23 protein-coding genes, 2 tRNA genes, 1 pseudogene and 1 other annotated feature are annotated in these 22,807 nt (G+C 54.9%); of the genes and pseudogenes, 13 read left to right on the top strand and 13 right to left on the bottom strand.

Features of this window, described 5'->3' with window-relative positions:
* Positions 1 to 17: 17 nt before the first annotated feature.
* Together N6P30_RS16395 and emmdR are read right to left on the bottom strand one after the other, a co-directional pair.
* Positions 18 to 93 (bottom strand) — tRNA-Asn (locus N6P30_RS16395).
* 103 nt (positions 94 to 196) lie between these two features.
* Positions 197 to 1,651: a multidrug efflux MATE transporter EmmdR gene (gene emmdR, locus N6P30_RS16390; RefSeq protein WP_123277552.1), complete on the bottom strand. Its 1,455-nt coding sequence runs from the start codon at positions 1,649 to 1,651 to the stop codon at positions 197 to 199.
* Between the two features lie 162 nt (positions 1,652 to 1,813).
* Here emmdR and N6P30_RS16385 point away from each other — a divergent pair.
* Both N6P30_RS16385 and N6P30_RS16380 read left to right on the top strand, forming a co-directional pair.
* Positions 1,814 to 1,889: transfer RNA gene (locus N6P30_RS16385), tRNA-Asn, on the top strand.
* A 53-nt stretch (positions 1,890 to 1,942) separates the two neighbouring features.
* Positions 1,943 to 2,278 carry a gamma-glutamylcyclotransferase family protein gene (locus tag N6P30_RS16380; RefSeq protein WP_008499468.1) on the top strand — a complete coding sequence of 112 codons (336 nt, stop codon included), beginning with the start codon at positions 1,943 to 1,945 and terminating at the stop codon, positions 2,276 to 2,278.
* 47 nt (positions 2,279 to 2,325) lie between these two features.
* Here the strand turns inward: N6P30_RS16380 and N6P30_RS16375 are convergent, their stop codons facing one another.
* From N6P30_RS16375 to dacD, 4 genes are all read right to left on the bottom strand, one after another.
* Complete coding sequence (locus N6P30_RS16375; RefSeq protein WP_008499467.1) at positions 2,326 to 2,661, bottom strand: DUF496 family protein; 336 nt, start codon at positions 2,659 to 2,661, stop codon at positions 2,326 to 2,328.
* 158 nt (positions 2,662 to 2,819) lie between these two features.
* On the bottom strand, positions 2,820 to 3,878 hold the full coding sequence (locus N6P30_RS16370; protein ID WP_008499466.1) for an FUSC family protein: 1,059 nt from the start codon (positions 3,876 to 3,878) through the stop codon (positions 2,820 to 2,822).
* A 92-nt stretch (positions 3,879 to 3,970) separates the two neighbouring features.
* Positions 3,971 to 4,444: a DNA gyrase inhibitor SbmC gene (gene sbmC / locus N6P30_RS16365; protein WP_023293783.1), complete on the bottom strand. Its 474-nt coding sequence runs from the start codon at positions 4,442 to 4,444 to the stop codon at positions 3,971 to 3,973.
* 119 nt (positions 4,445 to 4,563) lie between these two features.
* Complete coding sequence (dacD, locus tag N6P30_RS16360; RefSeq protein WP_008499464.1) at positions 4,564 to 5,730, bottom strand: serine-type D-Ala-D-Ala carboxypeptidase DacD; 1,167 nt, start codon at positions 5,728 to 5,730, stop codon at positions 4,564 to 4,566.
* A 198-nt stretch (positions 5,731 to 5,928) separates the two neighbouring features.
* Between dacD and sbcB the strand changes: the two genes are divergently transcribed.
* On the top strand, positions 5,929 to 7,365 hold the full coding sequence (gene sbcB, locus N6P30_RS16355) for an exodeoxyribonuclease I (RefSeq protein WP_369750702.1): 1,437 nt from the start codon (positions 5,929 to 5,931) through the stop codon (positions 7,363 to 7,365).
* Between the two features lie 122 nt (positions 7,366 to 7,487).
* On the opposite strand, the gene plaP is transcribed toward sbcB, so the two are convergent.
* The 4 genes from plaP to N6P30_RS16335 all read right to left on the bottom strand — a co-directional run bounded on the left by plaP (position 7,488) and on the right by N6P30_RS16335 (position 10,913).
* Positions 7,488 to 8,846, bottom strand: coding sequence for a putrescine/proton symporter PlaP (gene plaP, locus N6P30_RS16350; RefSeq protein ID WP_008499462.1), 1,359 nt, complete (start codon positions 8,844 to 8,846; stop codon positions 7,488 to 7,490).
* Positions 8,836 to 8,898 carry a membrane protein YoeI gene (gene yoeI, locus N6P30_RS16345; RefSeq protein WP_099458931.1) on the bottom strand — a complete coding sequence of 21 codons (63 nt, stop codon included), beginning with the start codon at positions 8,896 to 8,898 and terminating at the stop codon, positions 8,836 to 8,838. The genes plaP and yoeI overlap by 11 nt, the downstream gene beginning before the upstream one ends.
* Positions 8,899 to 9,117: 219 nt before the next feature.
* Entirely contained in the window at positions 9,118 to 10,047 is a 930-nt protein-coding gene (locus tag N6P30_RS16340; RefSeq protein ID WP_021241428.1) for a LysR substrate-binding domain-containing protein, read from the bottom strand.
* Between the two features lie 41 nt (positions 10,048 to 10,088).
* A complete protein-coding gene (locus tag N6P30_RS16335) occupies positions 10,089 to 10,913 on the bottom strand; it encodes an SDR family oxidoreductase (protein ID WP_023294781.1) in 825 nt (274 codons plus the stop codon).
* Positions 10,914 to 11,088: 175 nt separating this feature from the next.
* Between N6P30_RS16335 and hisL the strand changes: the two genes are divergently transcribed.
* The 10 genes from hisL (at position 11,089) to N6P30_RS16285 (ending at position 19,452) form a co-directional block, all read left to right on the top strand.
* Positions 11,089 to 11,139: a his operon leader peptide gene (gene hisL, locus N6P30_RS16330; RefSeq protein WP_001364200.1), complete on the top strand. Its 51-nt coding sequence runs from the start codon at positions 11,089 to 11,091 to the stop codon at positions 11,137 to 11,139.
* Positions 11,115 to 11,238 (top strand) — a sequence feature (His leader region). (Overlaps the previous gene by 25 nt.)
* A gap of 45 nt (positions 11,239 to 11,283) precedes the next feature.
* The gene (gene hisG, locus N6P30_RS16325) at positions 11,284 to 12,183 is read left to right on the top strand and encodes an ATP phosphoribosyltransferase (RefSeq protein ID WP_000886595.1); all 900 of its coding nucleotides are present in this window, start codon (positions 11,284 to 11,286) and stop codon (positions 12,181 to 12,183) included.
* Positions 12,184 to 12,188: 5 nt separating this feature from the next.
* Positions 12,189 to 13,493, top strand: a complete 1,305-nt coding sequence (gene hisD, locus N6P30_RS16320; RefSeq protein WP_023294782.1) for a histidinol dehydrogenase — start codon at positions 12,189 to 12,191, stop codon at positions 13,491 to 13,493.
* Positions 13,490 to 14,551, top strand: coding sequence for a histidinol-phosphate transaminase (hisC, locus tag N6P30_RS16315; protein WP_008499457.1), 1,062 nt, complete (start codon positions 13,490 to 13,492; stop codon positions 14,549 to 14,551). Before hisD ends, hisC begins: the two co-directional genes overlap by 4 nt.
* Complete coding sequence (gene hisB, locus N6P30_RS16310) at positions 14,548 to 15,615, top strand: bifunctional histidinol-phosphatase/imidazoleglycerol-phosphate dehydratase HisB (protein ID WP_008499456.1); 1,068 nt, start codon at positions 14,548 to 14,550, stop codon at positions 15,613 to 15,615. The genes hisC and hisB overlap by 4 nt, the downstream gene beginning before the upstream one ends.
* A complete protein-coding gene (gene hisH / locus N6P30_RS16305) occupies positions 15,615 to 16,205 on the top strand; it encodes an imidazole glycerol phosphate synthase subunit HisH (protein WP_023294783.1) in 591 nt (196 codons plus the stop codon). Before hisB ends, hisH begins: the two co-directional genes overlap by 1 nt.
* Positions 16,205 to 16,942 (top strand): 1-(5-phosphoribosyl)-5-[(5-phosphoribosylamino)methylideneamino]imidazole-4-carboxamide isomerase, encoded by a 738-nt coding sequence (gene hisA, locus N6P30_RS16300; RefSeq protein ID WP_008499454.1) that lies wholly within the window; start codon positions 16,205 to 16,207, stop codon positions 16,940 to 16,942. Before hisH ends, hisA begins: the two co-directional genes overlap by 1 nt.
* Positions 16,924 to 17,700 carry an imidazole glycerol phosphate synthase subunit HisF gene (gene hisF / locus N6P30_RS16295; protein WP_008499452.1) on the top strand — a complete coding sequence of 259 codons (777 nt, stop codon included), beginning with the start codon at positions 16,924 to 16,926 and terminating at the stop codon, positions 17,698 to 17,700. Before hisA ends, hisF begins: the two co-directional genes overlap by 19 nt.
* Entirely contained in the window at positions 17,694 to 18,305 is a 612-nt protein-coding gene (hisIE, locus tag N6P30_RS16290) for a bifunctional phosphoribosyl-AMP cyclohydrolase/phosphoribosyl-ATP diphosphatase HisIE (RefSeq protein WP_008499451.1), read from the top strand. The genes hisF and hisIE overlap by 7 nt, the downstream gene beginning before the upstream one ends.
* 142 nt (positions 18,306 to 18,447) lie before the next feature.
* Positions 18,448 to 19,452: an NAD-dependent epimerase gene (locus tag N6P30_RS16285; RefSeq protein ID WP_008499450.1), complete on the top strand. Its 1,005-nt coding sequence runs from the start codon at positions 18,448 to 18,450 to the stop codon at positions 19,450 to 19,452.
* 51 nt (positions 19,453 to 19,503) lie between these two features.
* Here N6P30_RS16285 and ugd read toward each other — a convergent pair whose 3' ends face one another.
* The 3 genes and pseudogenes from ugd to N6P30_RS16270 form a co-directional block, all read right to left on the bottom strand.
* Entirely contained in the window at positions 19,504 to 20,670 is a 1,167-nt protein-coding gene (gene ugd / locus N6P30_RS16280; protein WP_008499449.1) for a UDP-glucose 6-dehydrogenase, read from the bottom strand.
* A 231-nt stretch (positions 20,671 to 20,901) separates the two neighbouring features.
* Positions 20,902 to 22,308: an NADP-dependent phosphogluconate dehydrogenase gene (gndA, locus tag N6P30_RS16275; protein WP_023325612.1), complete on the bottom strand. Its 1,407-nt coding sequence runs from the start codon at positions 22,306 to 22,308 to the stop codon at positions 20,902 to 20,904.
* 112 nt (positions 22,309 to 22,420) lie between these two features.
* A pseudogene (locus N6P30_RS16270) lies at positions 22,421 to 22,807 on the bottom strand (glycosyltransferase family 2 protein); the annotation flags it as partial.

The raw sequence follows: 22,807 nt of genomic DNA, 5'->3' as shown, positions 1-22,807 counted from the left end.
AGCAGGCTTTTCAAATTTGGCTCCTCTGACTGGACTCGAACCAGTGACATACGGATTAACAGTCCGCCGTTCTACCGACTGAACTACAGAGGAATCGTGTGAACGGGGCGCATATTATCGATGCTCCCCCATGATGTCAAAGGCAGAATGCATATTTCCGATCGTTTGCCGATTTATTCTCCACTTCGCGCAATTGTCAGGCATTTTTCCGCGGGTATTTCCACAGCCAGCGCCCGCTGACCATGCGCCAGTAGAACAGCGCGCCCCGTACGGCCCAGTCCAGGAACATACCCAGCCAGACGCCGACTACGCCCCATCCGAGCATCACCCCGAGCGTATACCCCGCCACAACGCGACATCCCCACATGCCGAGCATCGACACCCACATCGCAAAGCGGGCGTCACGCGCGCCCTTCAGCCCGGCTGGCAGTACCCATGAGGCCGCCCAGATGGGCATAAAGGCCGCATTGAGCCAGATGAGGATTTTAACGACCTCTTTAACGTCCTCTTCGTGGGTATAGAACGAGGCCATCAGCCCGGCAAACGGCGCCGTTCCCCAGGCAATCACGGTCAGTCCAATGGTTGACAGCCAGAAAACGTGGCGCAGCTGCCGCTCAGCCTGGCCAATCTGTCCTTTCCCGAGCCGTTTCCCGGTAATGATAGTCGAGGCCGAACCCAGCGCGTTACCCGGCAGGTTAATCAGCGAGGCGATAGAAAAGGCGATGAAGTTACCGGCGATAACGTCGGTGCCCATCCCGGCGACAAACATCTGCGTCAGCAGCTTCCCGCCGTTAAACAGCACCGACTCAATACTGGCGGGAATGCCGATCCCCATCACTTCCCAGATAATGGCGAAGTTAAAGGGGCGGAAATAGCTCTTCAGCGTGAGGCGCAGCGAGGGGGTGATCCCCGCCATCAGCACCCCGATAATCGCCGCCGCACCGATATAGCGTGAAATGGTTAACCCCAGTCCGGCGCCGACGAACCCCAGCCCGTCCCACGAGAACACGCCGTAGATCAGCACGCTGCTGATGATGATATTCAGGATATTCATTCCGCCGTTGATCAGGAGCGGAATTTTGGTGTTACCTGCCCCGCGCAGCGCGCCGCTGCCAATCAGGGCGATAGCCGCCACCGGATAGCTGATGACGGTCATCTCCAGATAGGTCAGCGCCAGGTCTTTAACCTCGTTCGTGGCTTCCCCGGCGACAAAATCGATAATCTCTTTACCGAAATAGTGAATCACCGCCGCCAGAACAATCGAAAAGACAGTCATGATCATCAGCGACTGGCGGGCTGCCTCGCGCGCACGTTTGGGATCGAGCTTGCCGAGGCTAAAAGCCACCACCACCGTCGTCCCGAGATCGATGGCAGCAAAAAATGACATCACCACCATGTTAAAGCTGTCCGCCAGCCCGACCCCCGCCATCGCCTCTTTCCCCAGCCAGCTCACCAGGAAGGTGCTCAGTACCCCCATCAGCAGAACGCAGGTATTTTCCAGGAAGATAGGCACAGCAAGAGGGGTGATTTCACGCCAGAACAGGACACGATAGCTTTTACGTTTTGCATACCATGGCGTGCGCGCGATCGCCTGGCGTAAGGAGGCAGTGACGTTCAAAATGGACCTTAGCGAGAAAAGTTGAAACTCCATTTCAAATGATGGGGGAGAAATGCTAATCCTGCAAAGTATTTTCCTGAAAAAAGATGTGTGGAATTACAACAAACTGACGACAGAATCAGCAATCAGTCGATTTTCCCTAAGATCAGGTTTGACAAAAGTTTTTTCGCCGCTAAGATAAGCCTCCACAACGATTCCTCTGTAGTTCAGTCGGTAGAACGGCGGACTGTTAATCCGTATGTCACTGGTTCGAGTCCAGTCAGAGGAGCCAAATTTAAAAAGCCTGCTTTTAAAGCAGGCTTTTTGCTTTGCGGATGAGGGAAAATGAACGCTCTGTTTGTCTACGGCACGCTGCGCCCGGGCCATTCTAATGCGCATATCCTTGAAAACATCGGCGGTGAATGGCTGGCCGGTTTCGTCTCCGGTACGTTCTACGAGCGCGGCTGGGGTGCGGCGGCGGACTTTCCCGGGATTGTCCTCCACTCCGATGGACCGCGCGTCGAAGGCTATCTGTTTATCTCTGATAACCTTTCCGCACACTGGCAAATGCTGGATGAGTTTGAAGACGGCTATGACCGGGTTGAGGTCACGGTGACCACCACTGAAGGCAAGCAGGTTCAAGCCTGGATTTATCAGCTACAGCCACATTCTGAGTCATAAAAAAAGGCTCTCTGTCACCAGAGAGCCTTTTTCACGATTCGCTGCGATTACTCGCTTTTTGCTTCGCCGTTTTTGATTTCGCCCATCACTTTCAGCTTCTTAGAGATGTCGCGACGCTCTTTGGACAGTTCAGCATTTTTGATGATGTAATCATCAACACGGTCTTCATAGTCGCTCTTCATGCTGGCGATGATGCCCTGAATAGCTTCAACGCTCATGCCTGGCTTGATATAGTCGCTCAGGTTGTCGAGCAGCAGAACACGTTTCTGGTTGTCACGGATCTTCTTCTCAACGTCCTGGATTTCACGCTGCAGCTTGTTTTTGCGGCGGAACAGGCGGACGAATTCCAGAACATCCTGGAACGAAGGCTTGGTAGTTTCCATTTTTACACCCCTGATAATGTGAGATTCGGATTCGTTAAAGCAACCGTTGTAACAATAACCTTACTGACAGCGGCTGCGAATGACAATGAGTATATCGTTTAAACCTATCATAACCCCAATTGCTGCTGAATCGAAGCAGCAGGCGTCACATCCGCGTTTTATTTGCGCAGCGCCCGACAAATCAGATGCGATAGCAGCTCAAGCTGTCGCGCCAGTTCCATACTCAGCCAGACATAGCCATGAATGGGCGTTTCCGCCACGTTATCGCCCTGCCGCTCATTGATTAACTGCTTCAGCTCCGCAACGATCTCATTCAGCCGCTCGCTGTTTGCCAGTATCGGCTGCGGGTTACCTTCGTAGAGCGCATGAGCGATGGTCAACAGCGTTTGCTGCGTCATCTGCTGGGTCTCTTTGAGGGTCTGCGCGTTAAGCATCAACAGATGGCTCGGGCGAGAGGCCCAGTGCGCGTTGATTTGCAGTTCAAGCATGCACACCAGGTTGCGGCTTACCGTCTGGATGGCTTCGAAAATCGCTTTCTGAATATGGGTCTCTTTGCTGGCGGGCGTGATCAGGCCGCGCATTTTGACCACGTCGTTGAGAATGGTTTGCAGATGCTTTTCCAGCCGGGGGCGTTCAACCAGATTAGGGGAAAAACCGGCCTGATAGACGCGGTTAAACGCGGTGACATAGTTGGCCATCTGGATACGCCAGTGCAGAAAAGCCCGCTGCGGCCAGATGCCGGTAAACAGCATGGCGAGCAGTGAACCCAGAATGACATCCCCGCTTCGCCACAGCGCCGTGGTCATATCGCCGGCGGGTGCGCCGACCACCACCGCAAGCGTGATACCAATCAGCAGCGCCTGATAAGGACGCTTGCCCAACGCCAGCCAGCCGCACAAGAACATGGCGGCACCGCACCATATCAGCATGACCGGAAACGAGATAAGCTCCAGCTTCAGGGCGATAAGCCCCAGGGCCGAACCTAACACGGTCCCGCCAATACGCTCGAAGGCGCGCGGGACAACGTTGCCCCAAAACGAGATGGGCCCCATCACCACCACCAGCGTGATCAGCGGCCACGTCCCTTCCGGAACCTCCAGCAAGCGGACCAGTACAAACGTCAATACGAATGCCAGCGCGATGCGACACCCGTGCACCACGCGGTAGTGTTTATACAACCGAATTTCAAAAGGGGTTAATGATTTGTCGGGACGCACACCCGCTCTCCAGCTACACGGCAAATCACAATTGTACTGTGTTTTCAGCCGGGCGGAACGGTCCCGGCTGAAAAACCCTTTATTCAGCAGGCCTAAACCGGTTTGTGCTCAACCGCGATATACATTTCAATATCCCAGTAGCCATCCGCGTTGCCGTCATTCAGGTAGCGCTCGAAGCAGGGTTTGAGCGCCATCTGATACGTATTGTCCTGCAGCAGGGAATTGAAGAACTGATACCACGGCGTGGCAAAGTCGTAGTTTTCCACACGCGCCGTCGCCACGGCATAATCCCCTCCCGCGATTTCCGTCATCATGACGCCTTCGCTGTTTTCCGGGATAACAAAATCGTCCGGTACGGTAACGGCCGTATCGCAGCGCAGTTTTTCGGCCGGGACCTCATCGGGGTTATCGTAGTAGACCGCCACCCACTCCAGCGGCTCAATGTGACGCCCGTCGACCCACATGACCAGCTGTTCAAAGCCCTGTTTTACCGTGTGTTCCCACGGACCGACCAAATGAAAACCGGCAATCTTACGTTTCTGTTGCTGCGTAATGCTGTAGTCCATGCTGCCTCCGCTTATCACTGTATATTTATACACTATAAAACTGGATTATCATTATCAGCAAACAAGGAGTGTTTATTATGTGAGCAGACTCGCAACCCTGCCAGTCTGCTCATCGGCGGTTAAAGCGTGTGATGCAGATAATCGCTCAGACGAGAGAACAGGCCGCCTTTATCAACGGCTTCCAGCGTGACCAGCGGCCAGTGGGCTACCACCTTGTCGCGATCGTAAAGCTGGATCTCCCCGACACGCTGATGCGCGGCAATCGGCGCTTCCAGCTCTTTTTTATCCAGCACGTATTTGGCTTTGATGTTGGGCACCTCCGCTTTCGGCAAGGCCAGCCAGAAGTCCTGGTCGGTGCCCAGTTTTACCTGCTCCTTGTCGCCGTACCAGATGCGCTCCGTTCCCACTTTTTTTCCGTTATGCAGGATCTGCACCGTATCGAAATTCTGCTGACCCCAGTGCAGCAGTTTCCGGGCCTGGTCTTCGCGCCCTTTCGGGCTGTCCGCCCCCATCACTACCGCGATTAACCGGCGCTGGCCGTCAACGGCGGACGCAATCAGGTTAAAACCCGCACCCGAGGTATGCCCTGTTTTCAGCCCGTCCACGTTCATGGTTTTATCCCACAGCAGGCCGTTACGGTTTTGCTGGGTGATCCCGTTCCAGGTCAGGCTCTTTTCGCTGTACATATGATAAAACTCGGGCTCACCGTGGATGATGGCGCGGGAGAGTACGGCCAGGTCATAGGCCGAGCTGTGCTGGCCCGGCGCGTCCAGCCCGTGGACGGTTTCAAAATGCGTATCGCGCAGGTTCAGCTTCTGCACGTAGTCGTTCATCATCTTCACAAACTGCGGCTGCCCGCCCGCCACGTGATCGGCCAGCGCCACGCAGGCGTCGTTGCCGGAATCGACAATCAGGCCGCGGCTCAGATCGCGCACGGTGACGCGATCGCCCTCCTTCAGGAACATCAGCGATGAACCGTCAAACACCGGGTTCCCTTTTGCCCAGGCATCACGCCCTACGGTGACGATGTCATCCGGGGTAATGCGGTGGCTGTCAATGGCCCGATCGACTACATAGCCCGTCATCAGCTTGGTCAGGCTCGCCGGATTACGTTGTTGATGTTCGTTGCCCGCCGTTAAAATCTGACCAGTCGTGTAATCCATCAGCACCCAGGAGCCAGCCTGAATGGCCGGAGGCTGCGGCGAAAAATCCAGTGGTTCGGCCGCAAAAGCAGATGAGACACTCGAAGCGAGTAAAGAAACAGCAATAAACAGACGGCGTTTCAACGGTATATCCTCAGGTCATTAAAAATCGATGACCTTTTTACGGGAGTTCTGATGTCGTTACCTGGCTTAATTGCAAAAAAATGTGACAGAGCGCAGATTTTTCTCTGAAGCTGGCGCGCAAATTTGCGACGCGGCGGTGCTTTTTATTCGGTCTGACCCGCACGATCGTTTACCATAGTGACGTCATTTTTTAACAGGATGGTATTACTGGTGTCTGACTCTGCCGCTCGCCCGACTTTTTTGTTCCACGACTACGAAACCTTTGGTACGCATCCGGCGCTGGACCGACCGGCGCAGTTTGCCGCCATCCGTACCGACGACGAATTCAACATCATCGGCGAGCCTGAGGTCTTTTACTGCAAGCCAGCGGATGATTACCTGCCGCAGCCCGGCGCGGTGATGGTCACTGGGATCACCCCGCAGGAAGCGCGGGAAAAAGGCGTTAACGAGGCAGAATTCGCCCGACGCATCCACGACCTGTTTACCGTTCCCAATACCTGCGTGGTCGGTTACAACAACATCCGCTTCGATGACGAAGTGACGCGCAACATCTTCTATCGCAACTTCTACGATCCCTACGCCTGGAGCTGGCAGAACCGCAATTCACGCTGGGATTTACTCGACATCATGCGCGCCTGCTACGCCCTGCGTCCTGAAGGCATTCACTGGCCGGAAAATGAGGAAGGTCTGACAAGCTTCCGGCTGGAACACCTAACGCGCGCCAACGGTATCGAGCACAGCAATGCCCACGACGCGATGGCGGACGTCTATGCCACCATTGCCATGGCAAAGCTGGTGAAAAGCGCACAGCCCCGGCTGTTTGAGTATCTGCTGAGCCATCGCAGCAAGCAGAAGCTTATGACCCTTATCGACGTACCGCAGATGAAACCTCTGGTGCATATTTCCGGCATGTTTGGCGCCTGGCGCGGCAATACCAGCTGGGTTGCGCCGCTGGCCTGGCATCCGGACAACCGTAATGCGGTCATCATGGTGGACCTGGCGGGCGATATTTCACCGCTGCTCGAACTCGACAGCGATACCCTGCGCGAACGGCTTTATACCCCGAAAAACGAGCTCGGCGATCTGCCGGCGGTGCCGGTCAAACTGGTGCATATCAATAAATGCCCGGTCCTGGCGCAGGCGAATACGCTGCGCCCGGAAGATGCTGACAGGCTGGGCATTAACCGCCAGCACTGCCTCGATAATCTCAAAGTGCTGCGTGAAAATCCGCAGGTGCGCGAGAAAGTCGTGGCCATTTTTGCCGAAGCCGAGCCGTTCGTGCCGTCTGAAAACGTGGACGCCCAACTCTATAACGGTTTCTTCAGCGATGCCGATCGCGCGGCCATGAATATCGTTCTGCAAACAGAGCCGCGCAACTTACCGGCGCTGGATATCACCTTCGCCGATAAGCGCATCGAAAAGCTGATGTTTAATTACCGCGCGCGTAATTACCCCGGCACGCTGGATGAAGCCGAGCAGGAACGCTGGCTGCAGCATCGTCGCAACGTGTTTACGCCAGAGTACCTGCACAGCTATGCACAGGAGCTGGAGATGCTCTACGGCCAGTATGAAGGGAATGCTGAAAAACAGGCGCTGCTGAAATCCCTGTTCCAGTACGCGCAAGAGATAGTTTGATCGATGGGTATAAAAAAGCCGGAGGCGATGTCTCCGGCTTTTTTTTGCCCGGTGGCGCGGCGCTTACGCGGGCCTACGGGTTATGGAGGTCGGGTAAGGCATAGCCGCCACCCGACACAGTCTTACGCGACGTCTTCGTACTGTGGAACCGGGTTACGGAAGCTCTTCGTGACGCAGGCCAGGTAAACCAGACCGATACCCGCCCAAATCAGGCCAAGCACCATTGAGCTCTCTTCCAGGTTAACCCACAGCGCGCCCACGGTCAGGGCACCGCACATCGGCAGGAACAGATACTGGAAGTGATCTTTCAGCGTCTTGTTACGCTTTTCACGGATCCAGAACTGAGAGATAACCGACAGGTTAACAAAGGTGAACGCCACCAGCGCACCGAAGTTAATCAGCGCCGTTGCCATCACCAGGTCAAAGTTAATCGCCAGAAGCGCGATCGCACCGACCAGGATAATGTTCATCGCCGGGGTACGCCAGGTTGGATGCACGTAGCCGAAGAAGCTTTTCGGGAATACGCCATCGCGGCCCATTACGTACATCAGACGCGCAACGCCTGCATGCGCGGCCATACCGGACGCCAGTACGGTGATGGTGGAGAAGATCAGCGCGCCGACCTGGAACGCTTTACCCGCCACGTACAGCATAATTTCCGGCTGAGACGCATCCGGATCCTTGAAGCGAGAGATATCCGGGAAGTACAGCTGCAGGAAATAGGTCGAGAAAATAAAGATCAGACCGCCAATCAGCGCCGTCAGGAAGATGGCACGAGGAATTACGCGCTCTGCATCTTTGGTTTCTTCAGAGAGGTTGCTGATCCCGTCAAAACCGGTAAAGGAGAAGCACAGAATGGTTGCCCCGGTAATCATCGGGATAACATGCGCATCACCAGACCAGAACGGCTTGCTGCTCGCCAGGGTGCCCGCGCCTTCGCCGTGGAATACGCCGTAAATCACCATGCCAAGAATAACCGCAATCAGGACAACCTGAAGCACAACGATAACGGAGTTAAAGTTGGCGACAGACTTGATGCTGCGCAGGTTAAAGGCCGTCATAAAGGCCACCAGCGCCACAACGAACATCCAGGATGGAATCGACGGCACCAGCGCTTCAAAATAGATTTTTGCCAGCAGAATGTTGATCATCGGCGCGAACAGATAGTCGAGCAGCGAAGACCAGCCCACCATAAAGCCAACCGTCGGGCTGATGGATTTCTGGGCATAGGTGTAGGCGGAACCCGCAGACGGGTAGCGACGCACCAGTTTACCGTAGCTCAGCGCGGTAAAAAGGATCGCAATCAGCGCGAAGCCATATGCCGTTGGCACATGACCGTCTGTGAGGCCTGATACGATACCGAATGTATCAAACAGCGTCATCGGTTGCATATAGGCCAGGCCCATCATAACAACCGGAATCAACGTAAGCGTTTTACGTAATTCCACGCGAGAGGTGTTTGGAGTTGCGTTATGCGACATAGTTATTCTCCTTTACGGTGATAACCGCCACGTAAGCGAAAAATTGCCCCATTTCTTTCTTCCTCAGCGACAACAACTGTCGGATTTTAGTAAATATCTATCCGGTACGAAGCCCGGCCTCTTGGTTTTTAGTTTCGTTTCGTACATGCAAAAAAAAATAACCGACGCCTTTTATATCGTCGATTATTCATTTGGTTGCAGCGGCGGCATTTTGCCCCACATCGGATACAAAAGGCAATACTTTGCAACGCACCGGGTAATTTTCTTTTTGCTAACTGGCTGATTTCTCGACGCTGCCCTGAGCATATACAGCAGCGATAGCACTATTTGCTAAAATTTCGTCCCGCCACCAGGCACTCGCCAGCCCGGCGGTCTGTTCATTCCAGCCCACCCACACCGATTCATGGCTGTTTTGAGCAAGTACCTGTTTTTCAACAAGCGCACCGCTGTCAATAAAGCGCTGCGCCAGATAGCGGGGTAAATAGCCGCAGCCCAGACCGCTAATTTGCAGCTCAAGCTTGGTTTTAAAGTCGAAAACGGTAATCGCTTCCTGCTCATCAAGCAGCTGCGAGGAGACCGCACATTCCGGGCGAGAGCTGTCACCCACTACAATCGCGCGGTAGCCTTTAATCACGCGGCGGTTAAGCGGCTCGGGCTCCTGAGCCAGCGGATGATGAGGCGCCACGGCAAATACCTGCTCCAGCACGCCAAGGCGGGCAAAACCAAATTCACTGAGTTGGGGAGGCTCATGCAATGCACCGACAAAAATGTCCGCCCTGCCCTGGGTTAAGGCATCCCAGGAACCGCCCAGCACGCCGTTGATGAAAATAAGCCGGGTGACGCTGTGATGTTGGTAAAACATTTCAATCAGCGGCGTCAGGAGAGAAAACGGAAAGGTGTCATCCACCCCAATCACCAGCTCGTTTTCCCATCCCTGATGCAGTTTGACGGCCTGTTTTTCCAGTTCACGAACGGTATGGAGGACTTCGCGGCCTTTTTCCAGCAGCATCTGTCCGGTGCGGGTAAAGCGTGCGCGATGCCCGGAGCGATCGAGGATCTGGATATTGAGGTCGCTTTCCAGTTTTTGGACGGTATAGCTCAGGGCCGAAGGGGTTTTGTAGAGCTTTGCCGACGCAGCGGCAAAGCTCCCCTCTTTTTCCAGTGCATCCAGAATAATAAGAACATCCAGCAGCGGTTTCATGCTCGCCCCCTTCTGGTGTGCGATCGTCTCCGCTGCGTAACTTATTCCATGGGCATCACCAGCGGATCGGGATACTGATACTCAAACCCCAGCTCATGACAAATGCGATTGCCATCAACAATTTTGCCTTTACTGCCATCTTTTGCCTCACCAAAGACCGGCGGAGCCAGGCCCAGCTGACGTGCCATCAGCGGGTAAAAGGTGCTGCGCGCCGGATGAGTCGGTGCACATATATTATAGATGTGTCCGCCTTTCGGAGCCTGTAAGAGTAGCTCAATTGCGCCAATAACATCCTCAAGATGGACAAGATTCACGCCATGCTGGCCGTCTGGCGCAGTCTTTCCGGCAAAGAAGCGTCCCGGATGGCGGCCAGGGCCCACCAGCCCCGCCAGACGAACGATATCGACCTGCGTGCCGGGAAGATTGTGCAGCCAGTCTTCCAGCTCTTTCAGGACCTGACCGCTCGCGGTAACGGGACGGCGCTCGGAACTCTCTTTCACTACGCCCTCAACCTCACCATAGACCGACGTCGAGCTGGTGAAAACAATGCGCGGTACGTGATGCGCCAGCGCGCTGTCGACTATCTCCTGCATCGCCTGCAGATAAAATGATTCACCCGGGCCGCTGCGCCGCGCGGGTAGCGTAATCACCAGCGCATCGACGTTCATCAGCGTGTCCAGATCGTCCGCATCACATACCAGTTCCGGCTCCAGACGCAGTTCAACGCCCTCAATACCGCACATGCGCGCCGCTTCGACCCCATCTCGGGTGGTCTTGCTCCCGGTCACCTGCCAGCCTTTCGCGGCTAATGACATCGCCAGCGGCATTCCCAGCCATCCTAAACCGACAATCGCGACCTTTTTCATGCGAATTCTCCTGACTCTCACTCGTCTTTCATAAGGCTACGCCAGCCCGGCAGAACACACAATTCATAGCATCAATATGAAATGAATTAATGATCAAAAAAAGCCCTTGCAATATGTCGCACAACTGGTTTAGGTTAAAAGACATCAAATGAATAAGCATTCATCGAGAATTTATATGACACGCGTTCAATTTAAACACCACCATCATCACCATCATCCTGACTAGTCTTTCAGGCGATGTGTGCTGGAAGACGTTTGGATCTTCCAGTGGTGCATGAACGCATGAAAAAGCCCCCGGAAGATCTTCTTCCGGGGGCTTTTTTTTGGACCGAATTCAGACAGGTTAAAACAGGTTAACGAGGAATAAAGAATGTTAGATAACTCACGTTTACGCATAGCTATTCAAAAATCAGGCCGTTTGAGTGACGATTCACGCGAACTGCTGGCCCGCTGCGGGATTAAAATTAACCTGCACACCCAGCGCCTGATTGCTCTGGCTGAAAACATGCCCATCGACATTCTCCGCGTGCGTGATGACGATATTCCCGGCCTGGTGATGGATGGCGTCGTTGACCTCGGCATCATCGGTGAAAACGTGCTGGAAGAAGAGCTGCTGACCCGCCGCGCGCAGGGCGAAGACCCGCGTTACTTCACCCTGCGTCGTCTGGACTTCGGCGGCTGCCGCCTGTCGCTGGCGACGCCGGTTGATGAAGCCTGGGACGGCCCGGCCGCGCTGAACGGCAAACGTATCGCCACCTCCTACCCTCACCTGTTAAAGCGCTATCTGGATCAGAAAGGCGTGCAGTTTAAATCCTGTCTGCTGAACGGTTCTGTTGAAGTGGCGCCGCGTGCGGGTCTGGCGGACGCCATCTGTGACCTGGTCTCTACCGGCGCGACGCTGGAAGCGAACGGTCTGCGCGAAGTGGAAGTGATCTACCGCTCTAAAGCGTGCCTGATTCAGCGCGACGGCGAGATGGCCGACGCTAAGCAGCAGCTGATCGACAAACTGCTGACCCGCATTCAGGGCGTGATTCAGGCACGTGAATCCAAATACATCATGATGCACGCCCCAACCGAGCGTCTGGATGAAGTGATTGCCCTGCTGCCGGGTGCCGAGCGCCCAACCATCCTGCCGCTGGCGGGCGATCAGCAGCGCGTGGCGATGCACATGGTGAGCAGCGAAACCCTGTTCTGGGAAACCATGGAAAAACTGAAGGCACTGGGCGCAAGCTCCATCCTGGTGCTGCCAATTGAGAAGATGATGGAGTAATGGCCATGAGCTTTAACACAATCATCGACTGGAATACCTGCAGCGACGCACAGCAGCGCGAGCTGCTGATGCGCCCGGCGATTTCCGCCTCTGAAAGCATCTCGCGCACCGTGGCGGAGATCCTGGATAACGTCAAAGCCCGCGGCGATGACGCGTTGCGTGAATACAGCGCGAAGTTTGATAAGACGGACGTCGGCGCATTAGAGGTTACCGAGCAGGAAATCATTGATGCCAGCAATCGCCTGGGGGATGACATCAAGCAGGCGATGGCCGTCGCGGTGAAAAACATTGATACCTTCCACACCGCGCAAAAGCTGCAGACCGTGGATGTCGAAACCCTGCCCGGCGTGCGTTGCCAGCAGGTGACGCGCCCGGTTGCGTCCGTCGGCCTCTATATTCCCGGCGGCTCTGCCCCGCTTTTCTCCACCGTGCTAATGCTGGCGACTCCCGCACGCATTGCCGGGTGTCAGAAAGTGGTGCTGTGCTCACCGCCCCCGATTGCCGACGAGATCCTTTACGCGGCGAAGCTGTGCGGCGTGCAGGCGGTCTATAAAGTGGGCGGCGCGCAGGCGATATCCGCCCTGGCATTCGGCACGGAATCCATTCCCAAGGTCGACAAAATCTTTGGCCCGGGCAATGCGTATGTGACCGAGGCTAAGCGTCAGGTCAGCCAGCGTCTGGACGGCGCGGCCATCGATATGCCTGCCGGCCCGTCTGAGGTGCTGGTGATTGCCGACAGCGGCGCCACGCCGGATTTCGTCGCGTCCGACCTGCTTTCCCAGGCGGAACACGGCCCGGACTCGCAGGTCATCCTGCTGACGCCGGATGCCGATATGGCGAAACGCGTGGGTGAAGCCGTGGAGCGTCAGCTTGCCGACCTGCCCCGCGCCGACACGGCACGCCAGGCGTTAGCGGCCAGCCGACTGATTGTGGCGCGCGATCTCGAGCAGTGCATTGCCATTTCTAACCAGTACGGTCCGGAGCACCTGATTATTCAGACCCGAAATGCGCGCGATCTGGTCGACAGCATTACCAGCGCGGGCTCGGTGTTCCTCGGCGACTGGTCACCGGAATCCGCGGGCGATTACGCCTCCGGCACCAACCACGTGCTGCCAACGTATGGCTATACCTCAACCTGTTCCAGCCTGGGGCTGGCGGATTTCCAGAAACGCATGACCGTGCAGGAGCTCTCCCGCGAAGGGTTTGCCTCGCTGGCGTCCACCATTGAAACCCTGGCCGCCGCCGAGCGCCTGACCGCTCACAAAAACGCCGTTACGCTGCGCGTTGCAGCCCTGAAGGAGCAAGCATGAACATTGAAGAATTAGCCCGCGAAAATGTCCGTCGCCTGACGCCTTACCAGTCTGCGCGTCGTCTGGGCGGTAAAGGGGATGTCTGGCTGAACGCCAACGAATATCCTACGGCGGTGCAGTTTGAGCTGTCGCAGCAGACGCTGAACCGCTATCCGGAGTGTCAGCCGAAGGCGGTTATTGAGAACTACGCGCAGTACGCTGGCGTGAAGCCAGAGCAGGTGCTGGTCAGTCGCGGCGCGGATGAGGGCATTGAACTGCTGATCCGCGCCTTCTGCGAGCCGGGCAAAGACGCGGTGATGTACTGCCAGCCGACCTACGGCATGTACAGCGTCAGCGCGGAGACCTTCGGGGTGGCGTGCCGCAACGTGCTCTCACTGGAGAACTGGCAGCTGGATCTGCAGGGGATTGCCGACAATCTCGAAGGCGTAAAAGTGGTGTTTGTTTGCAGCCCGAACAACCCGACCGGGCAGATTATTAACCCGCAGGATATCCGCACCCTGCTGGAGATGACGCGCGGTAAAGCCCTGGTGGTCGCGGACGAAGCCTACATCGAGTTCTGCCCGCAGGCGACGCTGGCTGGCTGGCTGGAAGAGTACCCGCACCTGGTGGTACTGCGTACGCTGTCGAAGGCTTTCGCCCTCGCGGGTCTGCGCTGCGGATTCACCCTGGCGAATAAAGAGGTCATCGACCTGCTGCTGAAGGTGATCGCCCCGTACCCGCTCTCAACGCCGGTTGCCGATATTGCGGCACAGGCGCTGACGCCTCAGGGGATTAGCGCGATGCGCGAGCGCGTGGCGCAAATCCTGGAGGAACGTCAGTACCTGGTGACCGCCCTGAAGGATATACCGTGCGTGGAGCAGGTGTTCGACTCGGAAACCAACTACATCCTGGTGCGCTTTACCGCCTCCAGCGCCGTATTTAAATCTTTATGGGATCAGGGCATTATCTTACGAGACCAGAATAAACAACCTTCTCTGAGCGGATGCCTGCGCATTACCGTCGGCACCCGTGCAGAGAGCCAGCGCGTGATTGACGCCCTGAAAGCGGAGAAAGTATGACCCAGAAGATCCTTTTCATCGATCGTGACGGCACCCTTATTTCGGAGCCACCAGCTGATTTTCAGGTCGACCGATTCGACAAGCTGGCGTTTGAACCTGACGTGATCCCGGTGCTGCTCAAGCTGCAAAAAGCCGGGTACAAGCTGGTGATGATCACCAACCAGGACGGCCTGGGTACCGACAGCTTCCCGCAGGCAGACTTTGACGGCCCGCATAATTTAATGATGCAGGTGCTGACCTCTCAGGGTGTGGTGTTTGATGAAGTGCTGATTTGCCCGCACATGCCAGCCGACGAGTGTGACTGCCGTAAGCCAAAGGTGAAGCTGGTTGAGCGCTATCTGGCAGAGGATGTGCTGGATAAGGCCAACAGCTATGTTATCGGCGATCGCATCACCGATATTACGCTGGCGGAGAACATGGGCATCGCGGGGCTGCGCTATGACCGCATCAACCTTAACTGGGCGATGATTGGCGAGCAGCTGACAAAACGTGACCGCTACTCGCACGTTGAACGCAACACCAAAGAGACGCAAATTGATGTGAAGGTCTGGCTGGACCGCGAAGGCGGCAGCAAGATCCACACCGGCGTGGGTTTCTTCGACCATATGCTGGACCAGATTGCCACCCACGGCGGTTTCCGCATGGAGATCGCGGTAAAAGGCGACCTCTATATTGACGATCACCACACCGTGGAAGATACCGGCCTGGCGCTGGGTGAAGCCCTGAAGCTGGCGCTCGGCGATAAACGCGGCATCAACCGTTTTGGCTTTGTCCTGCCGATGGACGAGTGTCTGGCGCGCTGCGCGATGGATATTTCCGGTCGTCCGCATCTGGAATACAAAGCAGACTTCAATTACCAGCGCGTGGGCGATCTGAGCACCGAAATGGTGGAGCACTTCTTCCGTTCATTGTCCTACACCATGGGCCTGACGCTGCACCTGAAAACCAAAGGCAAGAACGACCACCACCGCGTGGAGAGTCTCTTCAAGGCCTTTGGCCGCACGCTGCGCCAGGCAATTCGCGTGGAAGGCGACGCCCTGCCCTCATCAAAAGGAGTGCTGTAATGAACGTGGTGATTCTGGATACCGGATGCGCCAACCTCAACTCCGTAAAGTCGGCCATCACCCGCCACGGCTACGAACCGGTGGTCAGCCGTGACCCTGACGTGGTGCTGCGTGCCGACAAGTTATTTCTGCCGGGCGTGGGCACTGCGCAGGCCGCGATGGATCAGATTCGCGAGCGCGAGCTGGTCGATCTGATCAAAGCCTGTACCCAACCGGTGCTGGGCATTTGCCTGGGTATGCAGATCCTGGGCCGCCGCAGCGAAGAGAGCAACGGCGTTGACCTGCTGGGCATTATCAACGAAGACGTGCCGAAAATGACCGACCACGGTCTGCCTCTGCCGCATATGGGCTGGAACCGCGTGTACGCCAAAGCGGGCGACCGGCTGTTTCGCGGCATTGAAGACGGTGCGTACTTTTACTTTGTGCACAGCTACGCCATGCCGGTGAACGTCAATACGATCGCCCAGTGCACTTACGGCGAGGCGTTTACCGCAGCCGTGCAGAAAGACAATTTCTTCGGCGTACAGTTTCACCCAGAGCGCTCGGGCGCCGCGGGCGCGCAGCTGCTGAAAAACTTCCTGGAGATGTGATGATTATTCCCGCGTTAGATTTAATTGACGGCACGGTTGTCCGTCTGCATCAGGGTGATTACGGGCAGCAGCGAGACTACGGAAACGATCCGCTGCCGCGCCTGCAGGAGTATGCCGCCCAGGGTGCGCAGGTACTGCATCTTGTGGATTTGACGGGCGCGAAAGATCCGGCGAAGCGCCAGATCCCGCTGCTGAAAAATCTGGTTGCCGGTGTTGATGTGCCGGTACAGGTCGGCGGCGGCGTGCGTACGGAAGATGACGTGGCGGCGCTGCTGGACGCGGGCGTGGCGCGCGTGGTGGTCGGTTCAACCGCCGTCAAAGATCCTGAGACGGTGAAGGGCTGGTTCCGCCGCTTTGGCGCCGACGCGCTGGTGCTGGCGCTGGACGTGCGCATTGACGAACAGGGTAATAAACAGGTGGCGGTCAGCGGCTGGCAGGAAAACTCCGGCGTGACGCTGGAGGCGCTAGTTGATACCTATCTGCCCGTTGGCCTCAAGCACGTGCTGTGCACGGATATCTCCCGTGACGGCACGCTGGCGGGTTCCAACGTTTCTTTATATGAAGAAGTTTGCGCCCGTTATCCGCAGGTGGCGTTCCAGTCATCTGGCGGCATCGGTGACTTAGCCGATATCGCTGCGCTGCGGGGAACCGGCGTGAAGGGCGTGATTGTGGGCCGGGCCCTGCTGGAAGGTAAATTTACGGTGACGGAGGCGATTCAATGCTGGCAAAACGGATAATCCCTTGCCTGGACGTGCGTGACGGCCAGGTCGTGAAAGGCGTGCAGTTCCGCAACCACGAGATCATTGGCGACATCGTTCCGCTGGCAAAACGCTACGCCGATGAAGGCGCAGACGAGCTGGTGTTCTACGATATTACCGCGTCCAGCGATGGCCGCGTAGTCGACAAAAGCTGGGTCGCGCGCGTAGCGGAAGTGATCGATATTCCGTTCTGCGTGGCGGGCGGGATTAAATCCGCCGACGACGCCGCCAAAATTCTCTCGTTTGGTGCCGACAAGATTTCCATCAACTCTCCTGCCCTGGCCGACCCGGAGCTCATTACCCGCCTCGCCGATCGTTTTGGCGTGCAGTGTATAGTGGTAGGGATTGATACCTGGTTCGACGCCGCGACCGGCAAATACCACGTCAATCAGTATACGGGTGACGAAAGCCGCACGCGCGTTACGCAGTGGGAAACGCTCGACTGGGTGCAGGAAGTGCAGAAGCGTGGCGCGGGCGAGATTGTCCTCAACATGATGAACCAGGACGGCGTGCGTAACGGGTATGACCTCGAGCAGCTGAAAAAAGTTCGTGAGGTCTGCCACGTTCCGCTGATTGCCTCCGGCGGCGCGGGCACCATGGAACACTTCCTGGAAGCCTTCTGCGATGCGAACGTAGACGGCGCGCTGGCCGCTTCCGTGTTCCACAAACAAATTATTAATATTGGTGAGTTAAAAACGTACCTGGCCGACCAGGGCGTGGAGATCAGGGTATGTTAACAGAGCAACAACAGGCGCAGCTGGACTGGAAAAAAACGGACGGATTACTGCCGGTGGTTGTCCAGCATGCCGTCTCAGGCGAAGTGCTGATGCTGGGCTATATGAACCAGGACGCGCTGGCGAAAACGATCGACAGTGGCAAAGTGACCTTTTTCTCGCGCACGAAACAGCGCCTGTGGACCAAAGGCGAAACCTCGGGTCATTTCCTGAACGTGGTCAGCATTACGCCGGACTGCGATAACGACACCCTGCTGGTACTGGCAAACCCCATCGGTCCGACCTGCCATAAGGGCACCAGCAGCTGCTTTGGAGAGGCGAGTCACCAGTGGCTGTTCCTGTACCAACTGGAGCAGCTGCTGGCGGAGCGTAAATCGGCGGATCCGGAGAGTTCTTATACCGCGAAGCTGTACGCCAGCGGAACCAAGCGTATTGCACAGAAGGTGGGTGAAGAAGGCGTTGAGACAGCGCTGGCCGCGACCGTGCATGACCGCGAGGAGCTGACGAACGAAGCGTCTGACTTGATGTATCACCTGCTGGTGCTGCTGCAGGATCAGGCGCTGGATTTGACGGCGGTGATTGAGAATTTACGTAAAAGACATAAATAAACACCCTACCTGGGGAGCACTCGCCTCCCCTTTTCCTGTAATAAAGCAGTTATCATTCCTTCCGCGAGCGGGTATCATCAGCCGATAGTGTAACGCACGATTTTATGCGTTAAGAGTTACTCATTTAACATTGAGGTTGAAGATGAAATTTCTGGTCACCGGCGCTGCCGGCTTTATCGGTTTCCACGTCAGCGAGCGCCTGTTGCAGGCAGGACATCAGGTTGTAGGAATTGATAACCTTAATGACTATTACGATGTCAATCTGAAGCAAGCACGACTGGATCTGCTTACGTCGGACAATTTCACTTTCTATAAGCTGGATCTGGCGGATCGCGAAGGGATGGCCTCGCTGTTTGCTACTGAGAAATTTGACCGCGTGATCCACCTCGCCGCGCAGGCTGGCGTACGTTACTCTCTTGAAAATCCGCACGCTTACGCGCAATCAAACCTTATTGGCCATCTCAACGTACTGGAAGGCTGCCGACACAATAAGGTGCAGCATTTACTGTATGCTTCTTCCAGCTCTGTTTACGGCCTGAACCGGAAGATGCCGTTCTCCACCGATGACTCGGTTGATCACCCGGTTTCCTTGTATGCCGCGACGAAAAAATCCAACGAACTGATGTCGCACACCTACTCTCATTTGTACAATCTGCCGACAACCGGCCTGCGCTTTTTCACCGTGTATGGGCCATGGGGCCGACCTGATATGGCACTGTTCAAATTTACCAAGGCGATGATCGAAGGTAAAAGCATCGACGTTTACAACTACGGCAAGATGAAGCGCGATTTTACCTATATCGATGATATTGCCGAAGCCATTATCCGTCTGCAGGACGTTATCCCTCAAGCCGATGCGAACTGGACCGTTGAAACAGGGTCCCCGGCGACCAGCTCTGCCCCGTATCGCGTTTACAACATTGGCAACAGTGCGCCCGTGGAGCTGATGGATTACATCACCGCGCTGGAAGAGGCGTTAGGCAAAGAAGCAGAGAAAAATATGATGCCTGTTCAACCTGGTGACGTGCTGGAAACGAGCGCGGATACCACGGCGCTGTATGACGTCATTGGCTTTAAGCCGCAGACGTCGGTGAAGGAAGGCGTGAAGAATTTTGTGGACTGGTATCGTAATTTCTACAAGGTCTAAAAAACAAAACCCGGCGAATGCGCCGGGTTTTTTATTTGTTACGAACACTATTCAGTCGCTACCGAACAAATCGCGGGTATACACTTTATCCGCAACGTCCGCCAGCTCTTCCGCCATACGGTTAGAGATGATCACGTCCGCCTCTTTCTTGAATGCATTCAGATCGCGCACCACGCGGGAATGGAAGAACTCATCTTCCTTCATTACCGGTTCATAAATAATGACCTGTACACCCTTGGCCTTAATGCGCTTCATGATGCCCTGAATGGAAGAGGCACGGAAGTTATCTGAACCACTTTTCATAATCAGGCGATAGACGCCCACCACTTTCGGCTGACGGGAAAGGATTGAATCAGCAACAAAATCTTTGCGCGTCCGGTTGGCATCAACAATCGCCGAGATGATGTTGTTAGGAACAGACTGATAGTTAGCCAGCAGCTGCTTAGTATCTTTCGGCAGGCAGTAACCGCCATAGCCAAACGACGGGTTGTTATAATGATTGCCGATACGTGGATCCAGACAAACGCCTTCGATAATTTGACGGCTATTCAACCCCAGGCTCTCTGCATAGCTGTCCAGCTCGTTAAAATATGCCACACGCATGGCAAGATACGTGTTAGCAAAAAGCTTGATGGCTTCCGCTTCGGTCGAATCGGTAAACAGCGTCGGGATATCTTTTTTGGTCGCCCCTTCCTGGAGCAGCGCGGCAAACCGCTCGGCGCGCTCTGAACGCTCACCAATAACGATACGTGATGGGTTCAGGTTATCGTACAGCGCACGCCCTTCACGGAGAAACTCCGGTGAGAAGATGACATTATCAATGCCGTATTTTTCTTTAACGGACTGGGTAAAACCAACCGGGATGGTGGATTTAATGATCATCACCGCGTTCGGGTTGATTTCCGTAACATCGCGGATAACCGACTCAACGCTCGACGTGTTGAAGTAGTTGGTTTTAGGATCATAGTCGGTCGGCGTGGCGATAATCACATAGTCCGCCCCACGGTAAGCATCCTGCTTGTCGGTGGTTGCGCGGAAGTTTAGCGGCTTCGTTGCCAGATACTCTTCAATCTCTTTATCTACAATCGGGGATTGCTTCTTGTTAAGCATGTCCACTTTAGCCTGCACGATATCCAGCGCAACCACTTCGTGGTTCTGAGCAATCAGAATACCGTTGGAGAGACCTACATAACCTGTACCGGAAATTGTTATTTTCATTCGCGAATAACTTCTGTAAGTGAGCTGTAGAGATGACCGCAGGGCCATCACGATAATCAATAACTGTAGGGCTTTTTACCTCCTGCCTTGTGGGAGTGTCAAGGCGAAGCCTCAGGAATAGCCCATCCAGGTACAACATTCAGACTACTTCGAATATATGGTTGTGATTTTGGTGAAAAAAAACCCGGAGAATATCTCCGGGTTTATATAACAACCTGAGGCTAAATCAGATTAGTCCAGCCATTCCGTGTGGAACACACCTTCTTTATCTGTACGTTTATAAGTATGCGCACCGAAATAATCACGCTGAGCCTGAATGAGGTTAGCCGGCAGTACCGCAGCACGATAGCTATCGTAGTAGGCTACTGCAGCAGAGAAGGTCGGAACCGGGATACCGTTCTGCACAGCGTAGGCAACCACGTCACGCAGCGCCTGCTGGTATTCGTCCGCAATTTTCTTAAAGTACGGTGCCAGCAGCAGGTTGGCGATACCGGCGTTTTCAGCATAGGCATCGGTGATTTTCTGCAGGAATTGTGCACGAATGATGCAGCCCGCGCGGAAGATCTTCGCGATTTCACCATAGTTCAGATCCCAGTTGTTCTCGTCTGATGCCGCACGCAGCTGAGAGAAGCCTTGCGCGTAAGAAACGATTTTCCCCAGGTACAGTGCACGACGCACTTTCTCAACGAACTCCGCTTTATCACCCGCAGGTTTAGCCTGCGGGCCAGACAGCACTTTAGATGCTGCCACGCGCTGCTCTTTCAGGGAAGAGATGTAACGCGCGAAGACAGATTCGGTGATCAGAGACAGCGGTTCGCCCAGATCCAGAGAACTCTGGCTGGTCCATTTACCGGTGCCTTTGTTCGCTGCTTCATCCAGAATCACATCAACCAGGTATTTACCCTCTTCATCTTTCTTCGTGAAGATATCTTTGGTGATGTCGATCAGGTAGCTGTTCAGCTCGCCTTTGTTCCACTCGGTGAAGGTTTCCGCCAGCTCTTCATTGGAGAGGTTCAGGCCGCCTTTCAGCAGGGAATATGCTTCCGCGATCAGCTGCATATCGCCGTATTCAATGCCGTTGTGCACCATTTTAACATAGTGCCCTGCACCGTCCGGACCGATATAGGTCACACACGGCTCGCCATCTTCTGCAACAGCTGCGATTTTTGTCAGAATAGGCGCCACCAGCTCGTATGCTTCTTTCTGGCCGCCAGGCATGATGGATGGGCCTTTCAGCGCGCCCTCTTCACCACCGGAAACACCGGTGCCGATGAAGTTGAAGCCTTCAGCAGACAGTTCACGATTACGACGAATGGTGTCCTGGAAGAAGGTATTACCGCCATCAATGATGATGTCGCCTTTTTCGAGGTAAGGCTTCAGGGAGTCGATAGCAGCATCGGTACCCGCGCCCGCTTTCACCATTAACAGGATACGACGAGGGGTTTCCAGAGATTCAACGAATTCTTTCACCGTATAGAAAGGGACCAGTTTCTTGCCTGGGTTCTCGGCAATCACTTCTTCGGTCTTATCACGGGAGCGGTTGAAAACGGAGACAGTATAACCACGGCTTTCGATGTTGAGCGCCAGGTTGCGCCCCATCACTGCCATACCGACAACGCCGATTTGTTGCTTAGACATTACATACTCCTGTCAGGTGTGGATACCCAGCCAGATAAAGACCTGGCGGGCTTAAAAGCAAGTAATAATTATGTTAACTCAATACTCAGCTAAAGATATAGCAACTGATGCGCTATAGCCCACGCTCATTGCCTCGCTCATGACCTAACAAGCGTGTCAGCGCAACAGTTGGTTGACTCTCTATATCTGCCTGAATAAACGACAATAAAAATTGTACGCCAAGTATAATAGGTAACGCAGCGAGCATCACTGTACCACTTGTTGCCGGAGTATTCGTTGCGACAGAGTGATACCAGGCACCAGTACCATAAATGATCCCGAAGATGAAGAGTAATGTTCCTAATACTAATTCAATAGAGGCAATCGAAAACCCACGAAGGAAATAATTATAAAATATACGCTTACAAAGATTCTTAATATTACCTTTCAAAAAAGGAAATAATATTTTCTTAATATTAAGGTTTGATACCTCATCACCGTAAACAGCATCCATTGGGAT

Origin of the sequence: Enterobacter sp. PL1 (assembly GCF_945957325.1) — a bacterium.
Lineage (GTDB): Bacteria > Pseudomonadota > Gammaproteobacteria > Enterobacterales > Enterobacteriaceae > Enterobacter > Enterobacter roggenkampii.
The sequence above is the reverse complement of the archived record's forward strand: the minus strand, read 5'-3'. Positions and strand labels throughout refer to the sequence as shown.

What these genes read in the sequence shown, in the direction of transcription:
- N6P30_RS16375 (WP_008499467.1), bottom strand. Translation starts at nt 2,661, where the DNA reads ATGGAAACTACCAAGCCTTCGTTCCAGGATGTTCTGGAATTCGTCCGC.
- plaP (WP_008499462.1), bottom strand. Translation starts at nt 8,846, where the DNA reads ATGTCGCATAACGCAACTCCAAACACCTCTCGCGTGGAATTACGTAAA.
- hisC (WP_008499457.1), top strand. Translation starts at nt 13,490, where the DNA reads ATGAACATTGAAGAATTAGCCCGCGAAAATGTCCGTCGCCTGACGCCT.
- hisF (WP_008499452.1), top strand. Translation starts at nt 16,924, where the DNA reads ATGCTGGCAAAACGGATAATCCCTTGCCTGGACGTGCGTGACGGCCAG.
- hisG (WP_000886595.1), top strand. Translation starts at nt 11,284, where the DNA reads ATGTTAGATAACTCACGTTTACGCATAGCTATTCAAAAATCAGGCCGT.
- hisA (WP_008499454.1), top strand. Translation starts at nt 16,205, where the DNA reads ATGATTATTCCCGCGTTAGATTTAATTGACGGCACGGTTGTCCGTCTG.
- sbcB (WP_369750702.1), top strand. Translation starts at nt 5,929, where the DNA reads ATGGTATTACTGGTGTCTGACTCTGCCGCTCGCCCGACTTTTTTGTTC.
- hisB (WP_008499456.1), top strand. Translation starts at nt 14,548, where the DNA reads ATGACCCAGAAGATCCTTTTCATCGATCGTGACGGCACCCTTATTTCG.
- sbmC (WP_023293783.1), bottom strand. Translation starts at nt 4,444, where the DNA reads ATGGACTACAGCATTACGCAGCAACAGAAACGTAAGATTGCCGGTTTT.
- N6P30_RS16340 (WP_021241428.1), bottom strand. Translation starts at nt 10,047, where the DNA reads ATGAAACCGCTGCTGGATGTTCTTATTATTCTGGATGCACTGGAAAAA.
- hisIE (WP_008499451.1), top strand. Translation starts at nt 17,694, where the DNA reads ATGTTAACAGAGCAACAACAGGCGCAGCTGGACTGGAAAAAAACGGAC.
- gndA (WP_023325612.1), bottom strand. Translation starts at nt 22,308, where the DNA reads ATGTCTAAGCAACAAATCGGCGTTGTCGGTATGGCAGTGATGGGGCGC.
- ugd (WP_008499449.1), bottom strand. Translation starts at nt 20,670, where the DNA reads ATGAAAATAACAATTTCCGGTACAGGTTATGTAGGTCTCTCCAACGGT.
- emmdR (WP_123277552.1), bottom strand. Translation starts at nt 1,651, where the DNA reads ATGGAGTTTCAACTTTTCTCGCTAAGGTCCATTTTGAACGTCACTGCC.
- N6P30_RS16335 (WP_023294781.1), bottom strand. Translation starts at nt 10,913, where the DNA reads ATGAAAAAGGTCGCGATTGTCGGTTTAGGATGGCTGGGAATGCCGCTG.
- hisD (WP_023294782.1), top strand. Translation starts at nt 12,189, where the DNA reads ATGAGCTTTAACACAATCATCGACTGGAATACCTGCAGCGACGCACAG.
- N6P30_RS16380 (WP_008499468.1), top strand. Translation starts at nt 1,943, where the DNA reads ATGAACGCTCTGTTTGTCTACGGCACGCTGCGCCCGGGCCATTCTAAT.
- N6P30_RS16285 (WP_008499450.1), top strand. Translation starts at nt 18,448, where the DNA reads ATGAAATTTCTGGTCACCGGCGCTGCCGGCTTTATCGGTTTCCACGTC.
- hisH (WP_023294783.1), top strand. Translation starts at nt 15,615, where the DNA reads ATGAACGTGGTGATTCTGGATACCGGATGCGCCAACCTCAACTCCGTA.